This window comes from Streptomyces torulosus (assembly GCF_001419765.1).
GTDB lineage: Bacteria > Actinomycetota > Actinomycetes > Streptomycetales > Streptomycetaceae > Streptomyces > Streptomyces torulosus.
This window is the reverse complement of the sequence record NZ_LIRK01000137.1, coordinates 16,806-37,536: the sequence shown is the minus strand read 5'-3', so window position 1 is coordinate 37,536 and position 20,731 is coordinate 16,806. Positions and strand designations below refer to the sequence as shown.

General features: G+C 70.6%; 17 protein-coding genes. 3 read left to right on the top strand and 14 right to left on the bottom strand.

Going from position 1 to position 20,731, the window contains the following annotated elements:
• Positions 1-676 (top strand): hypothetical protein (locus AOK23_RS10570; protein ID WP_055712487.1); only part of this gene is annotated, 676 nt, incomplete at its 5' end.
• Between the two features lie 98 nt (positions 677-774).
• Here AOK23_RS10570 and AOK23_RS10565 read toward each other — a convergent pair.
• On the bottom strand, positions 775-1,140 hold the full coding sequence (locus tag AOK23_RS10565; protein WP_055712482.1) for a cupin domain-containing protein: 366 nt from the start codon (positions 1,138-1,140) through the stop codon (positions 775-777).
• A 143-nt stretch (positions 1,141-1,283) separates the two neighbouring features.
• Here AOK23_RS10565 and AOK23_RS10560 point away from each other — a divergent pair, with 143 nt between their 5' ends.
• The gene (locus tag AOK23_RS10560) at positions 1,284-3,590 is read left to right on the top strand and encodes an MMPL family transporter (RefSeq protein ID WP_055712481.1); all 2,307 of its coding nucleotides are present in this window, start codon (positions 1,284-1,286) and stop codon (positions 3,588-3,590) included.
• A gap of 31 nt (positions 3,591-3,621) precedes the next feature.
• Here AOK23_RS10560 and AOK23_RS10555 read toward each other — a convergent pair whose 3' ends face one another.
• The 13 genes from AOK23_RS10555 to AOK23_RS10495 form a co-directional block, all read right to left on the bottom strand.
• Positions 3,622-5,901 carry a M4 family metallopeptidase gene (locus tag AOK23_RS10555; RefSeq protein WP_055712480.1) on the bottom strand — a complete coding sequence of 760 codons (2,280 nt, stop codon included), beginning with the start codon at positions 5,899-5,901 and terminating at the stop codon, positions 3,622-3,624.
• A 339-nt stretch (positions 5,902-6,240) separates the two neighbouring features.
• Complete coding sequence (locus AOK23_RS10550; protein ID WP_055712486.1) at positions 6,241-6,972, bottom strand: FadR/GntR family transcriptional regulator; 732 nt, start codon at positions 6,970-6,972, stop codon at positions 6,241-6,243.
• Entirely contained in the window at positions 6,947-7,993 is a 1,047-nt protein-coding gene (locus tag AOK23_RS10545) for an aldo/keto reductase (protein WP_079049403.1), read from the bottom strand. The genes AOK23_RS10550 and AOK23_RS10545 overlap by 26 nt, the downstream gene beginning before the upstream one ends.
• A gap of 44 nt (positions 7,994-8,037) precedes the next feature.
• Positions 8,038-9,075 (bottom strand): sugar kinase, encoded by a 1,038-nt coding sequence (locus tag AOK23_RS10540; protein ID WP_055712479.1) that lies wholly within the window; start codon positions 9,073-9,075, stop codon positions 8,038-8,040.
• Positions 9,072-9,704 (bottom strand): bifunctional 4-hydroxy-2-oxoglutarate aldolase/2-dehydro-3-deoxy-phosphogluconate aldolase, encoded by a 633-nt coding sequence (locus tag AOK23_RS10535; protein WP_055712478.1) that lies wholly within the window; start codon positions 9,702-9,704, stop codon positions 9,072-9,074. Before AOK23_RS10535 ends, AOK23_RS10540 begins: the two co-directional genes overlap by 4 nt.
• The gene (locus tag AOK23_RS10530; protein WP_055712477.1) at positions 9,701-10,462 is read right to left on the bottom strand and encodes an SDR family oxidoreductase; all 762 of its coding nucleotides are present in this window, start codon (positions 10,460-10,462) and stop codon (positions 9,701-9,703) included. Before AOK23_RS10530 ends, AOK23_RS10535 begins: the two co-directional genes overlap by 4 nt.
• Positions 10,459-11,520 carry a zinc-dependent alcohol dehydrogenase gene (locus AOK23_RS10525; protein WP_055712476.1) on the bottom strand — a complete coding sequence of 354 codons (1,062 nt, stop codon included), beginning with the start codon at positions 11,518-11,520 and terminating at the stop codon, positions 10,459-10,461. The genes AOK23_RS10530 and AOK23_RS10525 overlap by 4 nt, the downstream gene beginning before the upstream one ends.
• On the bottom strand, positions 11,517-11,954 hold the full coding sequence (locus AOK23_RS10520) for an RbsD/FucU domain-containing protein (protein ID WP_055712475.1): 438 nt from the start codon (positions 11,952-11,954) through the stop codon (positions 11,517-11,519). The genes AOK23_RS10525 and AOK23_RS10520 overlap by 4 nt, the downstream gene beginning before the upstream one ends.
• A complete protein-coding gene (locus AOK23_RS10515) occupies positions 11,945-12,862 on the bottom strand; it encodes an amidohydrolase family protein (RefSeq protein WP_055712474.1) in 918 nt (305 codons plus the stop codon). Before AOK23_RS10515 ends, AOK23_RS10520 begins: the two co-directional genes overlap by 10 nt.
• Positions 12,855-14,189, bottom strand: a complete 1,335-nt coding sequence (locus AOK23_RS10510) for an L-fuconate dehydratase (protein ID WP_055712473.1) — start codon at positions 14,187-14,189, stop codon at positions 12,855-12,857. The genes AOK23_RS10515 and AOK23_RS10510 overlap by 8 nt, the downstream gene beginning before the upstream one ends.
• A gap of 97 nt (positions 14,190-14,286) precedes the next feature.
• Complete coding sequence (locus AOK23_RS10505) at positions 14,287-15,330, bottom strand: ABC transporter permease (protein WP_055712485.1); 1,044 nt, start codon at positions 15,328-15,330, stop codon at positions 14,287-14,289.
• Between the two features lie 4 nt (positions 15,331-15,334).
• Entirely contained in the window at positions 15,335-16,897 is a 1,563-nt protein-coding gene (locus AOK23_RS10500; protein ID WP_055712472.1) for a sugar ABC transporter ATP-binding protein, read from the bottom strand.
• A 43-nt stretch (positions 16,898-16,940) separates the two neighbouring features.
• Positions 16,941-18,005, bottom strand: coding sequence for a sugar ABC transporter substrate-binding protein (locus tag AOK23_RS10495; protein ID WP_055712471.1), 1,065 nt, complete (start codon positions 18,003-18,005; stop codon positions 16,941-16,943).
• Between the two features lie 426 nt (positions 18,006-18,431).
• Between AOK23_RS10495 and AOK23_RS10490 the strand changes: the two genes are divergently transcribed.
• A complete protein-coding gene (locus AOK23_RS10490; RefSeq protein ID WP_055712470.1) occupies positions 18,432-20,663 on the top strand; it encodes an alpha-L-fucosidase in 2,232 nt (743 codons plus the stop codon).
• Positions 20,664-20,731 lie beyond the last annotated feature (68 nt).

Genomic DNA, 20,731 nt, shown 5'->3' with positions numbered 1-20,731 from the left:
CTACCCCCCGGCCCCCGCCGCCCCCGGCTCGGGAGGCGCCGGACGCGCCGTGCTCTGGGCCGTGGTGGGCGCGGTGCTGGCCTCCGCGGCGTGGGCCGGAGGCGTCTTCCTCCTGGGCCGCGACGACGAGGCCGACCTGCGCGGATACGAGGCCAAGTCCGAGCTCTGCCGGGAGGTCGAGCACTCCTCGTTCGACGACGAGTACCCGGAGGAGGACTCGAGCCCCGTGAACCAGTCCCTGGAACACGAGGCCCTCGACCAGAGCTACTGCAGCCTCTCCCTGAAGAAGTCCTCGACCTCCACCCTCTCCGACGCGTACTTCTCCGTGGAACTGGAGCTGCACAAGAAGACCGACCCCGGCCCCGAGTTCACCGCCCGCTGGGCCGAGTACGACCAGCGCTACGACGACTACGAGGTCGAGCGGATCAGCGGCTTCGGCGACGAGGCGTACCTGGTCACGGAGGACACCACCTCCGGCGGCGACAGCAGCGGCAGCCGCTCGGCCACGCTCGCGGTGCGCGACGGCTGGGTGACGTACGAGATGAGCTGGAGCGCGTACGCGTCGTCCTACGACGACGACGCGGCCAGCCTTCCGGAGGTGGCCGAGGTCACCGACTGGCTCAAGACCGACACCACCGCGACGCTGGAGAACCTCAAGGAGATCGACGGCGTCTAGGCCGTGTCCGACCATTCGCGCGGGAACGGCGGAACACAGCATGGCGGAGGCGGGGGCGCGAACGCCCCCGCCTCCTTTCCCTCTCACCCTCACCCGGATCAGTCACCGGCGGCCTTGGCGTAGTCCTTGGCCATCTGCCCGGCGAAGTCGTAGACGACGCACTGCTCGTCGCCCACGACCCACGCGTCGTGGCCCGGCGGACAGACGAAGACATCGCCCGGTCCCAGCTCGCCCTCACCGCCGTCGTCCATACGGATGTGCATGCGCCCCTGCGCGATGTAGCCGTTGTGGTGGACCTCGCAGCTGTTTGTGCCCGCGATCGGTGCGACCGACTCCGACCAGCGCCATCCCGGTTCGAAGACACCCACGGCGAAGTCGAGCCCCGTGAGGTGGACGGCTTCGAGGTGCCCCCGCGGGAAGTCCCGGCGTTCGTCCGGCTTCTCGACCGTCTTGATCTCCAGCATGGCGGCTCCTTCCGTTCCGTCCCACCTCCCCATCGTCCGCCCGTCAAGCCGGGGCCGCCATCCGGGGGACCGGCGGCGCAGGAGATGCCGGGGTGCCGTGAGGACCGTCTAATGAGGGTCGGAGATCGTCCCCAGGGAGAGAGATGAGCGCACGGCGTTCCCACGGCAAGGGCGGCGACAGGAGCGGCACCGGCGGGCTGCGCGGACTCGGCGAGTGGTGCGCCCGGCACTTCGTGATCGTGATCGTCGCCTGGCTGGTGGTGCTGGCGGCCCTCCAGGTCCTCAACCGCTCGTTCGGCGGCGACTACTCGGACAACTTCTCCCTGCCCGGTTCGCAGTCCCAGAAGGGTCTGGACGTCCTGAAGGCGCACGATCCCCAGGCCGGCGGCTACAGCAGCCAGATCGTCGTCCACGACAAGGACAAGCCGCTGACCCAGCTCGGCTCCCAGATGTCCGACACGGTCGACGACCTGCAGAAGCTGTCGCACGTGCTGTCGGTGCAGAACCCGCTGACCACGGCCTCCTCACAGTCGTCGGACCAGTCCGACGAGTCGAGCCAGTCCGACCAGTCGAAGCAGCCGAATGTCGGCCCGCTGTCCTCCGACCAGAAGACCGCGTACATCACCATCCGCTTCGACGTACAGCCGTCGACCCTCCAGGACAGCTACCTCCACGGTGTCGACGACGCGGTGCAGCCGCTGCGGTCGGCGGGCGCCGAGGTCGAGTACGGCGGTCCGCTCGGCGAACTGGCCCGGCCCGCCCCCGACGACCGGGTCAGCGAACTCATCGGCTTCGGCGTGGCGATCGTCGTCCTGCTGATCGGTTTCGGCAGTGTCATCGCGGCCGGTCTGCCCCTGGTGACCGCGCTGCTCAGCGTGATCGGCGGTCTGGCCTGCCTCGGTCTGCTGGCCGCCGCGTTCACCTTCGCCACCGTCTCCCCGACCCTGGCCACCATGATCGGTATCGGCGTCGGCATCGACTACGCCCTGTTCCTGATCACCCGTCACCGGCAGGCCCTCATGGACGGCGCCGACCCGGTGCGGGCCGCCGGACGGGCCGCCTCCACCAGCGGGCACGCCGTCCTCGTCTCCGGCTGCACGGTGATCGTCGCCCTCGCCGGGCTGTACGCCTCCGGGGTGAGCTTCATCGGCAAGCTGGGGCTCGCCGCCGCGACGACCGTCGTCTCCGCGATCGCGGGCGCCCTCACCCTGCTCCCGGCCCTGCTCGGCCTCATCGGCCGACGCATCGACCGCTACCACGTGCGCCGTCCCGTCGCGGAGACCGGCGTCCAGGAGGGCGAGGAGATCACCGGGACCTGGCACCGCTACGCCCAGCGCGTGGAGCACCACCCCTGGTTGTTCCTGTCGGCCGGTGTGGTGACCGTGGCGATCCTCGCGATCCCCGTCTTCTCCATGCAGCTCGGCCACATCGGTGACGGTGCCGACCCCACCTCGTTCACCGACCGGCGCGCCTACGACCTGATGACCGACGCCTTCGGGCCCGGCTCCAACGGGCCCCTCACGATCGTCGTCGACCAGACGTCCGTCCCGTCCTCCGACCGGCAGTCCCTGCAGAGCACCGTGCAGAAGGACCTCGACGACGTGAAGGGCGCGTACGCGGTCACCCCGCTGACCCCCACCCAGGACGGGGACGTCCTGGTCGGCACGGTCTACTCCACACAGTCCCCGCAGAACGCCGACACCACGGACCTGGTGAACCGCCTCGTCGACGACACCCTGCCCGGCGCGGTGTCCGGCACCAAGGCCGAGGGCTATGTCACCGGCACCACCGCGTCCCAGGTCGACTTCCGCGACATCGTGGCGAGTCGGCTGGCCGTCATCATCGCCGTGGTCGTCGCCCTCGCCTTCCTGATCATCCTCGCCGTCTTCCGCGGTCCGCTCGTCGCGCTGAAGGCGGCGGTCCTCAACGTCCTGTCCATCGGGGCCTCGTACGGGGTGGTCGTCGCCGTCTTCCAGTGGGGCTGGGGCGGCCCGGCCCTCGGCGTCAACGGCAAGGTGCCCATCGAGAGCTACGTCCCGATGATGATGTTCGCCATCATCTTCGGCCTCAGCATGGACTACGAGATCTTCCTCCTCTCCCGTGTCCACGAGGCCTGGCAGCGGACCGGGGACGCCCGCGCCTCCGTCGCCCACGCCCTGGAGATCACCGCGCGCGTCATCACCTGCGCCGCGCTCATCATGGTCAGCGTGTTCGCCGCGTTCATCGTGAGCGACAACATCGTGGTGAAGATGCTCGGCCTCGGCCTCGCCGTGAGCGTCCTGATCGACGCGACGGTCGTCCGCCTGCTCATGGTCCCCGCGGTGATGACCCTGCTCGGCAGTCACGCCTGGTGGACCCCGCGGTGGCTGGACCGCGTGCTGCCGCACATCAACGCGGAGGGGGACACGGAGGAGCGGCCGGCCCCCGTGAAGCAGGGACCGACCGCCTGACCGACCTGTCGCAGAGTGAGGTGTCGCTCTGTCAGAAGGTCAGCTTCCAGCTGTTGATGTAACCGGTGTCGAGGCTCGCCACGTCCTGGACGCGCAGCTTCCAGGTGCCCGCGGCGGTCTCGGAGGACGCGTCCACCGTGTACGTCGCGATCACGTCGTCCGCCGAGTCGGAGGACGCGGAGTTCTTCAGCCGGTACGCGGTGCCGTCCGGGGCGACGAGGTCGACGACCAGGTCACCGCGCCAGGTGTGGACGATGTTCACGTCCACGGTGAGCGGATTGGACGCGGCCCCCGCCCGGTTGACGTTGATCGGGGACTCGACGGTGGAGTTGTCGGGGATCTGGTAGTCGGCGGTGTTCTCGAAGACCGACTGGTTGCCCTCCTCGTCCACCCGCCAGGCGAAGCTCGCCGTACCGGTCTCGCCGGCTGCGTCCGTCACCGTGACCGTCGGCGTCGAGTTGCCGGCCGTGGTCGGCGTACCCGAGATCCGGCCCGTGGAGGCGTCGATGGACAGTCCGTCCGGCAGACCGGTCGCCGCGTACGACAGGGCGCCGGGGTTGGTGGAGGACGCCTGGACGTCCAGCGTGACGGCCTGACCGACCAGGGAGTACTGGGCCGCCGGCGGGACGACGGTCACACCGTCGAGGATCCGGGCACCGACATTGATCGCGGCCCAGGCGTTGGCGGTGTTGTTGTAGGTCACCGAGCCGAGCCCGTACAGGTCGGCGGCGGCCTGCAGGGTGGCCGTGCGGGCGCCCGCGTAGTTGGTCGTGGACGTCATGTACGTGGTCAGCGCCCGGAACCAGATCTTCTCGGCCGCGGCCCGGCCTATCGGCGTCACCGGCAGGTTGTCGTACGTCGGGGAGTCGTAGGAGACCCCGTTGACGACCTTGGCGCCGCTGCCCTCGGAGGCCAGGTAGAACCAGTGGTTGGCCGGACCGGAGGAGTAGTGGACGTCGACGGAGCCGAGCGAGGAGGACCAGTAGTCGCGCGAGGCGCCGTCCTTGCTGGGCTTGTCCATGTACCGCAGCGGTGTGCCGTCGCCGTTGATGTTGATCTTCTCGCCGACCAGGTAGTCCCCGACGTCCTCGGGGTTGCCCGCGGCGAACTCGACGGCGGCGGCGAAGATGTCGGAGGTCGCCTCGTTCAACCCGCCGGACTCGCCGCTGTAGTTGAGGTTGGCGGTGACCGAGGTGAGACCGTGCGTCATCTCGTGGGCGGCCACGTCGATCGAGGTGAGAGGGTTGGCGTTGCCCGACCCGTCGCCGTACGTCATGCAGAAGCAGGCGTCCTGCCAGAACGCGTTGACGTAGTTGTTGCCGTAGTGGACCCGGCTGTACGGGGCGACACCGTCGTTGCGCAGCCCGTTCCTGCCGTGCACGTTCTTGTAGTAGTCCCAGGTCAGCGCCGCGCCGTAGTGGGCGTCCGCGCCGGCCGTCTCCAGGTTGCCGGTGGTCCCGTCGCCCCAGATGTCGTCGGAGCCGCTGAACAGGGTGCCGGTGCCGGACGAGCCGCGATTGAGGTTGTACGTGCGGTGGTTGCCCCGGTCGGCGTCGGTCAGCGTGTACGACGAGCCGGACTCGCTCGTGCCGAGCGTGACCGTTCCGCTGTAGCGGGTGTTGCCCGTGCCGGTGTGCACACCCTCGTACTCGAACAGCTTCTTGCCGGTCTGCGCGTCGGTGATGACGTGCAGCTCGCTCGGGGTGTCGTCGTGCTGGAACCCGCTGACGACGGTCTCGTAGGCGAGGGTGGGCGTGCCCTTCGCGGCCCAGACGACCTTGCGGACGCTGTCCGCCTCGGTCTTGGCCGACCCCTCGTCCTTGGCCGCCTTGAGCGCCTGCTTCTCCGCCGTGGCCTTGCTGACCGCGGCGCTGAGGTCCGACACCTTCAGCCGGGGCTTGTAGGAACGGGTGACGCTCTCGACCGCGCCGGACTTCGACGCGTGGACGATGAGGTCGCCGCCGAGGACGGGAAGTCCGGCGTAGGTGCGCTCGTAGCGGGTGTGCAGGGTGCCGTCGGCGTCCTTGACGACGTCACGGACCCGCAGCTCCTCCTTGCCGCCCAGGTCGAGGCGGTCGGCGGTGCTGTCCGTGGCCTTCTCGGCCTTGCGGATGAGGGTCTCGCGCTGAGCGGGGATCAGCTTCGCGGGCAGGGACCCGCGGTCGGGCTTGGCGGCCGCGGGACGGGCGATGCCTTCGCCGCCGTCACCGCGGGCGCTGGCCGAGCCGCCCGGTACCGCCACCGCGAGCATCGCTGCCGCGACGACCAGCGTGGCCATGGCCGTTGTACGTCTGTGGGGGGTGGATCTCACGCGAACTCCTTTGCTGCGGCCGACGTTGGACGAACGGCCGTACGAAGGACCCGGTGCACGGATGGGGCGCCGGGTGGTGCAGGGAGAGCTGCGTTGCGGGTGCGCGTGCTCCGTCGTGAGACGGAGTGGGCACAGAGTGACAGACGTGAGCCGCTTATGTCAGGGGCATATCAAGTCTTTGGCCGGAAACTGTTCGATTATCGAGTGGTCGCCGACGGGCTGACCATGGCGGACCCGGAATCGGCCCACGCGGCGTTCGAGGAGCGGACGCGGCGACCCCGAGTGCCGTCCGGGCCGTCGGGCGCCCGGCACGGACGGCGGAGCGTGGGCTTATCGGCGTCAGCCGTGGACGGGGGGCACCTGCGGGCCGTCCTCCAGGGAGTCGGCGTTCCTGAGGTGGTCGCGCAGCCACTGCTCGGTGTGGTTCACATGCATCAGCGCGGCGGCGTGAGTGAGGACGGCGTCACGGGACGACAGGGCCTCGAAGATCGCCTCGTGTTCCGCGAGGGTGCGCCCCGAGGCCTGGTCGTCCACCAGACCGCGCCAGATACGGGCGCGCAGCGTACGGCCCGAGATGCCCTCCAGCAGGGTGAGCAGCGTCTCGTTGCCCGTGGCCGCGACGACGGCACGGTGGAACGCCGCGTCGTGCGCGTTCAACTGCTCGACGTCGTCGCGCGCCGCGCGCATGGCGTCCAGGTGCTGCTTCACCTCAGCCAGTTGCTCGTCGGTGATCCGGGTGGCGGCGAGGGAGGTGGCGACCGGTTCGAGGAGCCGGCGCACCTCCATCAGGTCCAGCAACGCCACCGTGTCGCCCTGCAGCAGCTCCACCGCGCCACCGAGACCTTCGAGCAGCAGGCTGGGCTGGAGACTGGTCACATAGGTGCCGTCGCCCCGCCGCACCTCCAGGACACGGGCGACGGCGAGCGCCTTGACGGCCTCGCGCGCCAGGTTGCGCGACAGGCCCAGCTGCGCGGCCAGCTCCGGTTCCGGCGGCAGCTTGGAGCCCGGCGGCAGCGCGCCGGTGCGGATCAGCTCGCGGATCTGCTCAATGGCCCGGTCCGTCAGAGACAACGCCCACCCCTTCCGTCTCCGGAGTGTGCTCCGCGCTGTTCCGCGTGGGTACGTCCGGTCTGATCAGTCCCCTGGTGCGAAGATCGTCCCAGAGGCCTTCGGGCACCCGCCGACGGTACAGGTCCACGTTCCGCCTGACCTGCTCCTCGTTCCTCATTCCCAGGGTGACGTTGATGATACTGGGATGGCTGAAGGGGAAGGCGATCGCGGCGGCGGGCAGGGTCGTCCCGTGACGTTCGCAGACCTCGGCGATCTCCCGCGCCCGGGCGACGAGGTGCGGTGGGGCGTCCGCGTAGTCGAACTTCATGCCGGGGGCCGGGCGGTCCCGTGACAGCAGACCCGAGTTGAACACGCCGACGGCGACCACGCTCCTGCCGTGGTCGACGGCGGCGGGCAGGACGTCGTCGAGGGCGGACTGGTCGAGGAGCGTGTAGCGGCCGGCGAGCATCACGACGTCGGCGGCGGTCTCGCGAAGGAAGCGGGCGAGCATGGCCGACTGGTTCATACCGGCGCCGATCGCTCCGACGACTCCCTGGTCGCGCAGGTCGGCGAGGGCGGGCATGGCCTCGTCGGCGGCCTGCCGCCAGTGGTCGTCGGGGTCGTGGAGGTAGACGATGTCGAGCCGGTCGAGGCCGGTCCGTTCCAGGGTGGCGTCGATGGAGCGCAGGACGCCGTCGCGGCTGAAGTCCCACTCGCGGCGCAGGTCGTCCCGGACGACGAACCCCTCGCTGTCGACGCCTCGCGGCCGTTCGTTGGGCACGAGGAGGCGGCCCACCTTGGAGGAGACGACGTACCGCTCGCGGGGCAGGCCCCGCAGAGCGGCTCCGAGGCGCCGCTCGGACAGTCCGAGCCCGTAGTGGGGCGCGGTGTCGAAGTAGCGGATGCCCGCGTCCAGGGCGGTCTCGACGGCGGCCGCCGCGTCCTGGACCGGTGTGACCCGGTAGAGGTTGCCGATGACGGAGGCACCGAAGCCCAGCTCGGTGACCTCGACGGAGGTGTTCGCGATCTTGCGGTTGCGCACGGCGTGCTCCTGGGGGCGGGGTTGCGGAGGGGACGGGGCGCCGGTCAGCGCCGGACGGCGGCCGAGCCACCGGCCACGAGCGCCTCGACCTCCGCGAGCGACGCCATGGAGACATCGCCCGGTGTGGTCATGGCGAGCGCCCCGTGCGCCGTGCCGTAGGCGAGGGCGCGCTCCAGGCCGGTGCCGGTGAGCAGGCCGTGGATGAGACCGGCGGCGAACGCGTCGCCGGAGCCGATGCGGTCCAGGACCTGCAGACCCGGCAGGTCGGGGCCCGCGACGAAACCGTCCGTCGGCGACCAGGCCGCCGAGGACCAGTCGTTCACGCCCGCCGACGGCACCCCGCGCAGTGTCGTCGCCAGCACCCGTGCCGACGGCAGCCGGCGGGCGACCTCGGCGAGCGCGTCGGGCACCTCGTCCCGGCCGACCCGCACCGCTCCCGGGTACGGTCCGGCCAGGCCGAGGGCGCCCACCACCACGTCGGCGTGCCGGGCGAGCCGCAGGTCGACCTCGCGGGCCCGGTCGGCACCGCCGCGGCCCGCCCAGAGGCTGGGGCGGTAGTTCGGGTCGTAGGAGACGGTGACGCCGTGGCGGCGGGCGGCGGCCATGGCCTCGTCGGCGACGTCGACGGTGGTGTCGGACAGGCCGGCGAAGATGCCGCCGGTGTGGAACCAGCGGGGCCCGGACGCGAACAGTGTGTCCCAGTCGATGTCGCCCTTGCGCAGCTGGGAGACAGCGGTGTGCGCGCGGTCGCTGACGCCGAGGGCGCCGCGGATGCCGTAGCCGCGCTCGACGAAGTTCAGGCCGTTGCGGGCGGTGCGGCCGATGCCGTCGTCGGGCACCCAGCGGATCAGCGAGGTGTCGACGCCGCCCTGGAGGACGAGGTCCTCGACGAGCCGGCCGACCGCGTTGTCGGCGAGGGCGGTGACGACGGCCGTACGCAGCCCGAAGCAGCGGCGCAGGCCTCGTACGACGTTGTACTCGCCGCCGCCCTCCCACACCTGGAAGGTGCGGGTGGTGCGGATGCGCCCCTCGCCCGGGTCGAAGCGCAGCATCACCTCGCCCAGGGCCAGCACGTCGATCACCGGGCACTCCTCTCCACGGCCTCGGCGGTCAGCCGGCGGATCCCGGCGAAGTCGCCGCGCTCCAGATGGCCCGGCGTGGCCATCCAACTGCCGCCGACGGCGAGAACCGCAGGATGGGCGAGATAGTCGGACATCCGGTCGAGGCCGATGCCGCCGGTCGGCACGAAACGCACCCCGGGGAAGGGGGCGGCCAAAGCCCGCAGCAGCGCGCCCCCGCCGAGCGGCTCCGCGGGGAAGAGCTTGACGGTGTCGAGGCCCGCCGCGAGGGCGCGCATCAGCTCGGTCGCGGTGGCGATGCCCGGCACGACGGGCACCCCCAGCTCGCGGCAGCGCGCGACGACGTCCCCGTCGTAGCCGGGGGAGACGACGAAGCGTGCGCCCGCCGCCACCGCCCGTTCCGCCTGCTCGGCGGTGAGCACGGTCCCGGCACCGACGACCAGGCCACCGTGCGCGGCCATCGTCTTCAGGACCTGCGCCGCGTCCGGCGTGCGGAAGGTGACCTCCGCGCACCGCGCGCCGCCTGCCGCGAGCGCGTCGGCGAGCGGGCCTGCCGTGCCGGGGTCGGGCACGGTCAGCACCGGCAGGATGCGGCAACCGTCGAGCACGCCCGCGAGATCGGTGCCGGTCATCGGCCGAGCCATCCGCCGTCGACGGGCAGGACCGTGCCGTGGACGTAGGCGGCGGCGTCGGAGGCGAGGAAGACGGTGGCCCCGGCCAGGTCGTCGGCGCTGCCCCAGCGTCCGGCGGGAATGCGGTCCAGGATCGCCTTGCTGCGGACGGGGTCGTCCTGGAGGGCCTGGGTGTTGTCGGTGGCGATGTAGCCGGGCGCGATGGCGTTGACGTTGACGCCGTGCGGTGCCCATTCGTTGGCGAGGGCCTTGGTCAGACCGGCGATGCCGTGCTTGGCGGCCGTGTAGCCGGGGACGGTGATGCCGCCCTGGAAGCTGAGCAGCGACGCCGTGAAGACGACCTTCCCCCGGCCGCGGGCCACCATCGTCGCGCCGACCGCCCGGGTGAGGGCGAACTGGGCGCTCAGGTTGACCTGGAGCACCAACTCCCAGTCCTCGTCGGGGTGTTCGGCGGCCGGGGCGCGGCGGATGGTGCCCGCGTTGTTGACCAGGATGTCCACCGGGCGCTCCCGGCCGGCCAGCTCCGCGCCCAGGGCGCGCACGGCGTCGGGGTCGGCGAAGTCGGTGCGGATCGCCTCGAAGGTGCGGCCTGCGGCGGTCACGTCCTTCTCGACCTCGCTGCCGGATTCCTCCAGGTTGGCGCTCACTCCGATGATGTCCGCTCCGGCGGCGGCGAGTGCGCGGGCCATGGCCCGGCCGATACCACGCCGGGCTCCGGTGACGACGGCGAGCTTCCCGGTGAGGTCGAAGGCGCTCATACGGCGGCTCCTTGCGTGTCGTCGGAGGTGTCGGTGTCGTCGGTGCAGTCCACGAGGATCTTCATCACGTCACCGCCGCCCTCCAGCGCCTCGAACGCGGCGGGTGCCTGGGTGAGGGGGACGACCTTGCTGATCAGCCGGTCGGCGGGGATCGTGCCGTCCGCGACCAGGGCGACCGCCCGCTCGAAGTCGGAGCGGTCGTACAACCGGGCTCCGACGAGGGTGAGTTCGCGCCAGAAGAAGCGGTGCAGGTTCACCTCGCGGGGCCGGGGATGGATCGCGACCAGACACAGCCGCCCCCGCACCCCGAGGACTTCCACGGCGGTGTCGACACCGCCCGCCGCGCCGGACACCTCGAACGCCACGTCCGCGCCCGCGTCGGCGGTCCACGTGCCGACGAGGGCGCCGATGTCGTCGGCGGTCGGATCCCACGTGGTCAGCCCCAGTCCCTCGGCCAGCGCACGGCGGTGGGCGCTGAGCTCCACCACCCGCACCTCGGCCCCGGCGGCCTGCGCGACCAGTGCGATCAGCACCCCGACCGGCCCACCGCCGACGACCACGACCTTCTCGCCCTCGGCGACCTGCGCCCGCCCGACGTCGTGGACGGCCACCGCAGTGGGCTCCACGAGTGCGGCCCGGTCGAGCGGGAGTGATTCGGGCAGGCGGATCAGGGTGGAGGCGGGTACGGTCCAGCGCTGCTGCATGGCGCCGGGGGAGTCGATGCCGATGAAGTCGAGGTGCTGGCAGACGTGTTGGTGCCCGGCCCGGCAGGCGGGGCAGGTGCCGTCCCAGCGCAGCGGCATCACCGTCACCGCGTCCCCGACCTGCCAGCCTTCCACGTCGGGGCCGACCCCGACGATCCGGCCGGACATCTCGTGCCCCAGCACGGCGGGCGTGGCGACGCGGGCGTCCATGTCGCCGTGGAAGATGTGCAGGTCGGTGCCGCAGATACCGACGTAGGCGGGGGCCAGCTCCACCTCCCCGGGGCCCGGCTCCACACTCGGTGCGGGAGCCGTGTCCAGGGTGCGGGCGGCCGTGTAGCGGACGGCGAGTGTCATCGTGTTCCCGGGGTCTCTACGGCGCGGACGCCGATGGTCAGCAGCAGGTTGGCGTAGGTGCGGACGTCTGCGGTGACGACGGTCAGCGCGAGGTCGGGGGAGCGGGCGGCGTCGTAGAACGCGAACCGGTCGAGGGCCTCCACCGGGGCGGGCGCCAGACGCGCGCGGTACTCGGCGATGGCCGGCGGTTCCGGTTCGCCCTCGGGCGGCACCATCACCTGGGCCGACTCCACGGGCAGCGCGGTCAGCAGGACGTCGAGGACGGTGGTGACGTCCAGCAGCCCGGGGGCCAGGTTCAGGTGCACGGTCCTCGCGCGGTCGCCGGTGGCGGTGCTCGCCGGGTAGTGGCCGTCGGCGAGCAGCACACGGGCACCGTGGCCGGCGCCGGCCAGCGCTTCGAGGATGCCGGGGTGCAGCAGATCGGTCAGGAGCACGGTGTTCCCTCCTTCCTCTCGGGAGTGGGTGGTTCAAGGGGGCCGAGGCGGTAGAAGGCGGTCGCGGTGCCGGCGAGGATCGCCTCCGTCTCGGTCGCGGAGCAGCCGTCGAGCAGTTCCTCGACGGTCGCCGCCCACGCGTTCCAGCCTCCGGCGAGGACACAGACCGGCCAGTCCGAGCCGAACATCAGCCGGTCGGGGCCGAAGACGGAGAGCAACAGCTCCCACACCGGGCGGATGTCGTCGGTCGTCCACGTCCGGTGGGCGGCCTCCGTGACCAGACCGGAGACCTTGCACCGCACCTGCGGATGGGCGGCGAGCCGTCTCAACCCCTGCTCCCAGGAACCGAGTTCACCTGAGGCGATGGGCGGTTTGCCCGCGTGGTCGAGGACGAGCGGCAGATCGGGGAGACGCTCGGCCAGCCGCACCGCCTGGTCGAACTGGTGATCACGGATGAGGATGTCGTACGCCAGTCCGCGCTCCCGCACCGCACGCAACGACCGCTCCACGGAGGGCTGTTGCAGCCAGAGTGGGTCGGACTCGCCTTGGACGAGGTGGCGTACGGCTCGCAGACACCCGCCACCGGGGCCGGCCCGCAGCTCGTCGAGGACGTCGCCGACGGCCGGTGCGGTCAGGTCGACCCAGCCGACGACCGCGCCGACCAGGGGGTCCCGCTCGGCCAGCGCGAGGAGTTCACGGGTCTCCGGCACGGACGTGACGCACTGGACGACGACGGTGCGCCGCAGCCGCCGCCCGGCAATCGGCCGGGTCGCGGCCGCTCGCAGGTCGTCCGTGCCGAAGCTTCGGTGGATCGGCGCGTGGCCCGGCTCGCTCAGCCAGGGCTGGGGACGGCGGTCGAGGTCCCAGACATGGTGGTGGGCGTCGATCAGCGGCAGCACCTCAGACACGGACGGACCAGACGGGGCCGTCGGGGTAGGTGTACTCCTTGAGGGAGGCGGGGTGCATCTGCGCGCCGAGCCCCGGCAGCGTCGGCGCCAGGTAGTGGCCGTCGGCGATGCGCACCGGGTCGACGAAGTGCTCGTGCAGATGGTCGACGTACTCGATGACGCGGTCCTCGGTGGTGCCGGAGACGGCGACGTAGTCGAACATCGACAGGTGCTGGACCATCTCGCACAGGCCCACTCCGCCGGCGTGCGGGCACACCGGTACGCCGAACTTCGCGGCGAGCAGCAGGATCGCGAGGTTCTCGTTGACCCCGCCGACCCGCGCGGAGTCGATCTGCACGATGTCCACCGCCTGCGCCTGGAGGAGCTGCTTGAACACGACCCGGTTGGCGACGTGTTCACCGGTGGCGACCTTGATGGGGCCGAGCGCCTTACGGACGGCGGCGTGGCCGAGGATGTCGTCGGGGGAGGTGGGCTCCTCGATCCAGTACGGGTCGTAGGGGGCCAGCTCGCGCATCCAGTCGATGGCGGGCTGGACGTCCCACCGCTGGTTGGCGTCGACGGCGATGCGGATGTCCGGCCCGACGGTCTCGCGGGCGGTGCGCATGCGCCGAATGTCGTCCTGGAGGTCCGCGCCGACCTTCAGCTTGATCTGGGTGAAGCCGTCGGCGACGGCTTCGCGGGCGAGGCGGGACAGCTTCTCGTCGGAGTAGCCGAGCCAGCCGGGGGTGGTGGTGTAGGCGGGGTAGCCCCGCTCCAGCAGGTGGGCGATCCGCTCCTCGCGGCCCGGTTCGGCGCGGCGCAGGATCTCCAGTGCCTCCTCGGGGGTGAGGGCGTCGCTGAGCCAGCGGAAGTCGACCTGCGCGACCAGTTCCTCGGGCGTCATCTCGGCGAGGAAGCGCCACACGGGCTTCCCGGCCCGCTTGGCGGCGAGGTCCCAGGCCGCGTTGACGACGGCTCCGGTCGCCATGTGGATGGCGCCCTTCTCCGGGCCGAGCCAGCGCAGTTGGGGGTCGTGGACGAGGGAGCGGGAGAACGCGCCCAGGTCGGCGCAGAGTTCCTCGACCGGAAGGCCCACCACGTACGGGGCGAGGGCCGCGATGGCGGCGGCCTGGACATCGTTGCCGCGGCCGGTGGTGAAGGCCAGGGCGTGCCCCTCCAGCCCGTCACCGGCGTCGGTGCGCAGGACGACGTACGCGGCGGAGTAGTCGGGCTCGGGGTTCATCGCGTCCGACCCGTCCAGGTGCTCGGACGTCGGGAAACGTACGTCCAGCACCTCGAGGGCGGTGATGCGGGCGGCGGCCGGGGAAGCGGACGGGACGGATTGCATGACGGCAACTCCTGTGAGGGGCGGGTACTTACGGGCGGCCCCGCGTGACGGGAACGGGGGCCGGCGGAGGAGTGGGGCGGCCGGTGCGGCCGCCGGGTCACTCCTGGACCTTGCCGCCCGTGATGCGGGAGATGGTCAGCGCGACCAGGATGATCAGGCCGTTGAGGGCGCCGATCCACTGGGCGGGCACGCCGGCCAGGGTGAGCACGTTCTGGATCATGAAGAGCAGGAGGATGCCGCTGAAGGCGCCGAACATGGTGCCCTTGCCGCCGTTGAGGCTGATCCCGCCGATGACGGCGGCGGCGAAGACGGTGAAGATGTAGCCGTTGCCCTGCGCGGACGCGACCGAGGCGAGGCGCCCGGAGAGCATCAGCCCGGCGAGCGCGGCGAGCAGGCTGCCGGTGACGATGACGATCCACAGCACCCGGTCGGTGCGGATGCCCGCCGCCTTCGCCGCGTCGACGTTGCCGCCGATCGCGTACAGCGACCGGCCGAAACCGGTCCAGCCGAGGACGACGATCGCGACGGCGAACAGCAGCAGGCAGATCCAGATCGACGCGGGCACCCCGAACCACGCGGCGGTGCCGAGGTAGAGCATCGACTCCGGCAGCTGGAAGAAGGTCTGACCGCCCGAGATGCCGGTGAGGACACCGCGCAGCACGATCAGCATGCCGAGGGTGACGATGAAGCCGTTGAGGCCGAACCGGATGATCAGCAGGGCGTTGATCACCCCGACGAGCGCGCCCACGGCGAGGGTGACGGGCACGGCCCAGGCGCCGGGCAGCAGTCCGAGTCCGTGGCCGGCGCCGGTCGGCACCACCAGCCAGGCCGCGACACCGGGCGCGAGGCCCATGGTGGACTCCAGCGACAGGTCCATCTTCTTGACGATCAGGATCATCGTCTGGGCGAGGACCAGCAGGGCCATCTCGGACATCGTCTGCAGGACGTTGACGAGGTTGTCGGTCTGGAGGAAGACCGGGTTGACGATCTGTCCGACGATCGCGATGACCACGATGGCCGGGACCAGCGCGAGGTCGCGCATCCGGGCCAGGGGGATCCGGCCGCCGAGCAGTGCGGCCCGCCGGGGCCGTGGCGCGGATGCCTCGGTCGCGGCGGTGTCCGCGAGGACGGTTTCTGGCATCACGTCAGGCATGCAGGTCCACTCCTTCCATCGCGGCCACGAGTTCGTGGTCGTGCCAGCCGCGGGCGATCTCTGAGGTCACACGGCCCTGGAACATCACCAGGACCCGGTCGCACATGCGCAGGTCGTCGAGCTCGTCGGAGGCGATGAGCACCCCCGTGCCGGTCTCCGCGGTCTCCTCGACCTTGCCGAGGAGGAACTCCTTGGAGCGCACGTCCACGCCCGCGGTCGGATTGATCAGCACCAGCAGTCGGGGGTCGTCGGCGAGGGCCCGGGCCATGACGACCTTCTGCTGGTTGCCCCCGGACAGCGCGGACACGGGCAGGTCGGGGCCGGGCGTCTTGATCGCCAGGTTCTCGATCATGCCTTCGGCGAGCCGGTCCCGGCGGCCCCGGCTGAGGAACCCGGCCTGACTCAGCCGCTGCGGTACGGACAGGGTGGCGTTGTCCGCGATCGACATGTCCGGTACGAAGCCCTGGTGGTGCCGGTCCTGGGGGACGAACCCGGCGCCGGCGGCGAGCGCCGCGGGCACACTGCCCGGCCGGGGGCGCTTCCCGGCGATCTCCACCTCGCCCGCCGCCGCGGCCCTCAGGCCGACGACGGTCTCGGCGACCTCGGTGCGTCCGCTGCCGGCGGCGCCCGCGAGCCCGACGATCTCGCCCGCCCCGACCCGGAGGGTGACGTCGTCGTAGCCGTCGCCCCGCAGGGCGTTGACGTGCAGCGCGGCGGGGGCGGCGGCGTCGAGGGTGCCGGACCGTTCCGCGCGCCGGTCGGTCGCTGCCTCGCCGGTCATGGCGGCGACGAGATCGGCCCGGGCGAGGTCCGCGACCGGCGCCGTCACGATGTGCCGGGCGTCGCGGAAGACCGTCACCATGTCGCAGATCTCGTAGATCTCCTGGAGGTGGTGGCTGATGAAGAGGAAGGTGACGCCCTGGCGTTGCAGATCGCGGATGCGGTCGAAGAGGCGGTTGATGGCGGCACCGTCGAGTTGCGCGGTCGGCTCGTCGAGGATGATGAACCGCGCCCCGAAGGACAGGGCCCGGGCGATCTCCACGAACTGCCGTTGCTCAACGCTCAGTTCCCCGGCGGGGGTCTGCGGGTCGACGTCCACCGACCAGGTCGACAGCAGTTCCTGTGCGCGGCGCCGGGTGGCCTGCCAGCTGATGAGCCGGCCGCGGGCCCGGTCGTGCCGGTTCAGGAAGAGGTTCTCGGCGACCGTCAGGGTGGGGATGATGGTCGACTTCTGGTAGACGCAGGCCACCTGGCGCCGCCAGGCGTCCCGGTCGCTGAGCCGGGGAGCGGGCCGGCCGCCGAAGGCCACCGTTCCCTCGTCGGGGGCCTGGAGACCGGTGAGGACCGACACCAGGGTCGACTTGCCGGCTCCGTTGCGGCCGACGAGGGCGTGGGTCTCGCCGGGCCGGATGGTGATCCGGGCGCCGTCGAGGGCCACGGTCGGCCCGAATCGTTTGACTATGCCCGCCGCCTCGACGACGGGCGGGTCCGAGGGGGCCCGTCCGCCGTCCGCCGGGGCGGGCGCGGGGGTGACTGTCCGCTCCCCGTCGCTCATCTCAACCGCCTTGTCTCGTGAGCCTTCGCGTTCGGGTGAGGGGTCAGCCGAGGTTGTTGCCCCACAGGGACGTGTCGTCGCTCTTGACGCTGGGCACACCGCCGTAGGAGCCGCCGTCGGCGGTGACGAGCGGGGCGGAGAGCTGGTCTTCCAGCAGGCCGTCGCGGACCTTGATGATGGTGCTGTCGTGGTCGGTCTTGCCGGGCTTGAACGTCTTCCCGTCGATCGCGGCCTTGAGGTAGTACAGGGCGTACTTGGCGTACAGGTCGGCCGGCTGGGACACCGTGGCGTCGATCTTGCCCTCGCCGATGGACTTGAGCTCCTCGGGGATGCCGTCGTTGGACACGACGAACACGTGCTTCTTGTCCTTCGGGTCCACCAGCAGACCCTTCTGCTTGAGGACCTGCAGCGTCCCGGACAGCGCGAAGCTGGACTGCATGTAGACGCCCTTGATGTCCGGGTGCTGGGTCAGCCGGGTCTGGAGCTTCTGCGCGGCGACCGCTCCGTCCCAGTTGGTGGCCTCACCGAACACCGTGATGTCCGGGTAGTTCTTCTTCATGCACTCGTTGAACGCCTCGGTGCGGTCACGGCCGTTGATGGAGTCCAGACCGCCCTGAAGCATCACGACCTTGCCCTTGCCCTTCAGCTTCGTGCCGAGGAACTGGCAGGCCTTCTCGCCGTAAGCGCGGTTGTCGGCGCGCACCACCATGTAGACGTCGCCGTTGTCGGGGCGGGTGTCGACGGTGACCACGGGGATCTTCTTCGCCGCCAGCTGCGCCAGGCTCGGGGCGATGGCGGCGGTGTCCTGCGGGGCCATCGCGAGGCCCTTGACGCCCTGGCTGATGAACGTCTGCGCGTTGGCGGTGAGCTTGGCGACGTCGTTCTGGGAGTTGGTGGTCTTGAGGGAGAGGCCCAGCTCCTTGGCGTACTCCGGCGTGTACTTGATGTACGAGTTCCAGAAGTCGGTGTCGGAGCGCGGGTAGTCGACGCCGACCAGCGGCTTGTCGCCCGACGCCGAGGCGTCGGTGGAGCCGCTGCCGCACGCACTGAGCAGCGCCAGTGCGGACAGGGCGGATACGGCGGAACAGAGGGCTGTTCTGAGTCTCATGAGGGCTTCCTCGCGCTGGTCCCGTAGCGGGAGACGTTTCGCCTAGACGACATCCGTGTATCGCGGCGGAGTAGAGATGGGATGTCTTTATAGGCTCGGTCTTGCCTGGCTGTCCAGTCTCTTGCGCAACTCCTGAGAAAGGAGCAGTTCAGAGGGTGCCCTGATGGTGAGGGTGGGCTGGCGAGTGCAAGATCCATCCCATGAATACGGCTCGTGGGCCCTTGCGGACATGCCAGGGTCGGAAGCGAATACATACCATGTCTACGCATGCGAATAGTGCGACAAAGCAGGACAGTCCAGGGCAATGATGTTGCCCTCTCGCGCTTTTCATCCCTGCACGCTGGTTGACATGGCGAGGCGGCGTGCCCGACCTTCGTGCGTGTTCCCCTGAGTTCCCCCTCCCCCCTCCGCATCAGGGATGTGACCATGTCGAGTTCGATCAGCAGACGCCGGCTCCTGGCCGGGGCCACCTGGGTGGCCGCCGCGGCCGTCGCCGGAGGCGTCCTCGGCGCCGGCGTGGCCCAGGCGGCGCCCAGCACCTACACGCCCGACTGGGATTCGGTCGACCAGCACCCGCCGGCCCCCGAGTGGTTCCAGGACGCGAAGTTCGGCATCTACTTCCACTGGGGTGCCTTCAGCGTCCCCGCCTACGACAACGAGTGGTACCCGCGCAACATGTACGAGGCCGGAAGCAACGCCAACCGGCACCACATCGCGACCTACGGCCAGCCCGCGGCGTGGCCGTACCACCAGTTCATCGAGGGGGCCAAGGACCTCGCGGGCAACACCGTGAAGTTCGCGCCGAAGCTGAAGTCGGCCGGCGGCGCCTTCGACCCCGACGAGTGGGTGCAGCTGTTCGTGGACGCGGGCGCCAGGTTCGCGGGCCCCGTCGCCGAACACCACGACGGCTTCTCCATGTGGGACAGCCAGGTCAACGAGTGGAACTCGGTGAAGAAGGGCCCCGGCCTCGACCTGCTGGCCCTCTTCGCCACGGCCGTCCGCGCCAAGGGTCTCAAGCTGCTGGTGGCCATGCACCACGCGTTCCACTACAACGGCTTCTACGAGTTCGCCCCCGCCCAGACGGACCCCAGCCTCAAGAAGTTCTACGGGCAACTGGGCGCGGCGGCGGAGAACCAGCTCTGGTTCGACAAGCTCAAGGAGGTCATCGACCGCGCGAAGCCCGACATCCTGTGGCAGGACTTCAAACTGGACGCCGTCGACGAGCAGCAGCGCCTGAAGTTCCTGGCCTACTACTACAACCAGGCCAACAGTTGGGGCCGTGAGGTCGTCGCCACCTACAAGGACGGCATGAACGGCAAGGGCGAGGTCTTCGACTACGAGCGCGGCGGCCCGGCCGACCTCACCACCCCGTACTGGCTGACCGACGACAGCATCTCCAACAGCAGCTGGTGCTACACGCAGGGCATCGGCTACTACAGCGTCAAGCAGATGCTGCACGCGTTCATCGACCGGGTCAGCAAGAACGGCAACATGCTGCTCAACATCGCGCCGATGGCCGACGGCACCATCCCGCAGGCACAGAAGGACATCCTGCTCGGCATCGGCGACCACCTGAGACGCTTCGGCGAGTCGATCTACGCGACCCGCGCCTGGACGGTCTACGGCGAGGGCCCGACGAAGATGGGCGGTGGTTCCTTCACCAATCCGACGGCCGGCACGGCGCAGGACATCCGCTTCACCCGCAACAAGGCCGACAACGTCCTGTACGCCACCGTTCTGGGCTGGCCCGGCAGCTCGCTGACCATCAAGACGCTCAGCTCGGACCGCATCAACCTCTCCTCGCTGACCTCGGTGAAACTGCTCGGCTCCACCGCCGGCACCACCATCGACCTGCCCACCCCCACGCAGAACTCCTCCGGCCTCACGGTCGCCCTGCCGTCCTCCGCGCCCTACAGCGCCCACGCCTACGTCCTGAAGCTCTCCTTCTCCGGCACCATCCCGGGCATGGCGCCGCTCGTCGGCGCCGTCGCCTTCTCGGACGTCAACTACTCCGGCAACTCCGCCCCGTTCGCCCTCGGCGACTACACCGCGGCCGAGCTGACCGCGGCCGGACTGGGCACACGCACCATCTCCTCCCTGCGCCCGGGCCCGGGCTACCAGGTGATCGGCTACTCGGGAGACAACTTCACCGGCACCTCCTGGACGTTCACCGCAGACAACCCCGACCTGCGGAACACCGGCAACAACGACCAGATCACCTCCCTGAGGGTCCAGTTCAACCCGGCGAGGTACTTCCGGATCACCAACGTCACCAACGGCCTGGCCCTGGACAGCGGCGGCGATGTCGCCTCCGGGTCCAACCTCAAGCAGTGGACGTGGGACGGCCACAACAACCTCCAGTGGCACGCCGAGCCGATCGCGGGCGGCTACTACCGGCTGGTCAACCGCACCAACGGCATGGTCGCCGACGGCTGGGGCGCCACCTCCGACGGCTCCACGGCCAGACAGGCTCCCTGGAACGGCGGCCCCAACCAGCAGTGGAAGATCACGAACCGGGGCGGTGACCGCCACACCATCGCCAACCGCGCCACCGGCCTGGTCCTCGACGGAGGGGGCAACGTCTCCTCCGGCTCCGTCACCAAGCAGTGGACCTACGGCAGCAGCACCAACCTCCAGTGGACGTTCACGGCCCTCTGACCGGTCGGACGGCTCCGGCGCACGAACCCCGGCCGACAGGCGGGGGTTCCCCCGCCGATCGGCGGAGT

Bases quoted from the DNA above. Each gene is read 5' to 3' on its own strand.
- AOK23_RS10510 (WP_055712473.1), bottom strand. From the start codon at position 14,189: ATGCAATCCGTCCCGTCCGCTTCCCCGGCCGCCGCCCGCATCACCGCC.
- AOK23_RS10525 (WP_055712476.1), bottom strand. From the start codon at position 11,520: ATGACACTCGCCGTCCGCTACACGGCCGCCCGCACCCTGGACACGGCT.
- AOK23_RS10535 (WP_055712478.1), bottom strand. From the start codon at position 9,704: ATGACCGGCACCGATCTCGCGGGCGTGCTCGACGGTTGCCGCATCCTG.
- AOK23_RS10565 (WP_055712482.1), bottom strand. From the start codon at position 1,140: ATGCTGGAGATCAAGACGGTCGAGAAGCCGGACGAACGCCGGGACTTC.
- AOK23_RS10530 (WP_055712477.1), bottom strand. From the start codon at position 10,462: ATGAGCGCCTTCGACCTCACCGGGAAGCTCGCCGTCGTCACCGGAGCC.
- AOK23_RS10500 (WP_055712472.1), bottom strand. From the start codon at position 16,897: ATGAGCGACGGGGAGCGGACAGTCACCCCCGCGCCCGCCCCGGCGGAC.
- AOK23_RS10490 (WP_055712470.1), top strand. From the start codon at position 18,432: ATGTCGAGTTCGATCAGCAGACGCCGGCTCCTGGCCGGGGCCACCTGG.
- AOK23_RS10560 (WP_055712481.1), top strand. From the start codon at position 1,284: ATGAGCGCACGGCGTTCCCACGGCAAGGGCGGCGACAGGAGCGGCACC.
- AOK23_RS10505 (WP_055712485.1), bottom strand. From the start codon at position 15,330: ATGCCAGAAACCGTCCTCGCGGACACCGCCGCGACCGAGGCATCCGCG.
- AOK23_RS10495 (WP_055712471.1), bottom strand. From the start codon at position 18,005: ATGAGACTCAGAACAGCCCTCTGTTCCGCCGTATCCGCCCTGTCCGCA.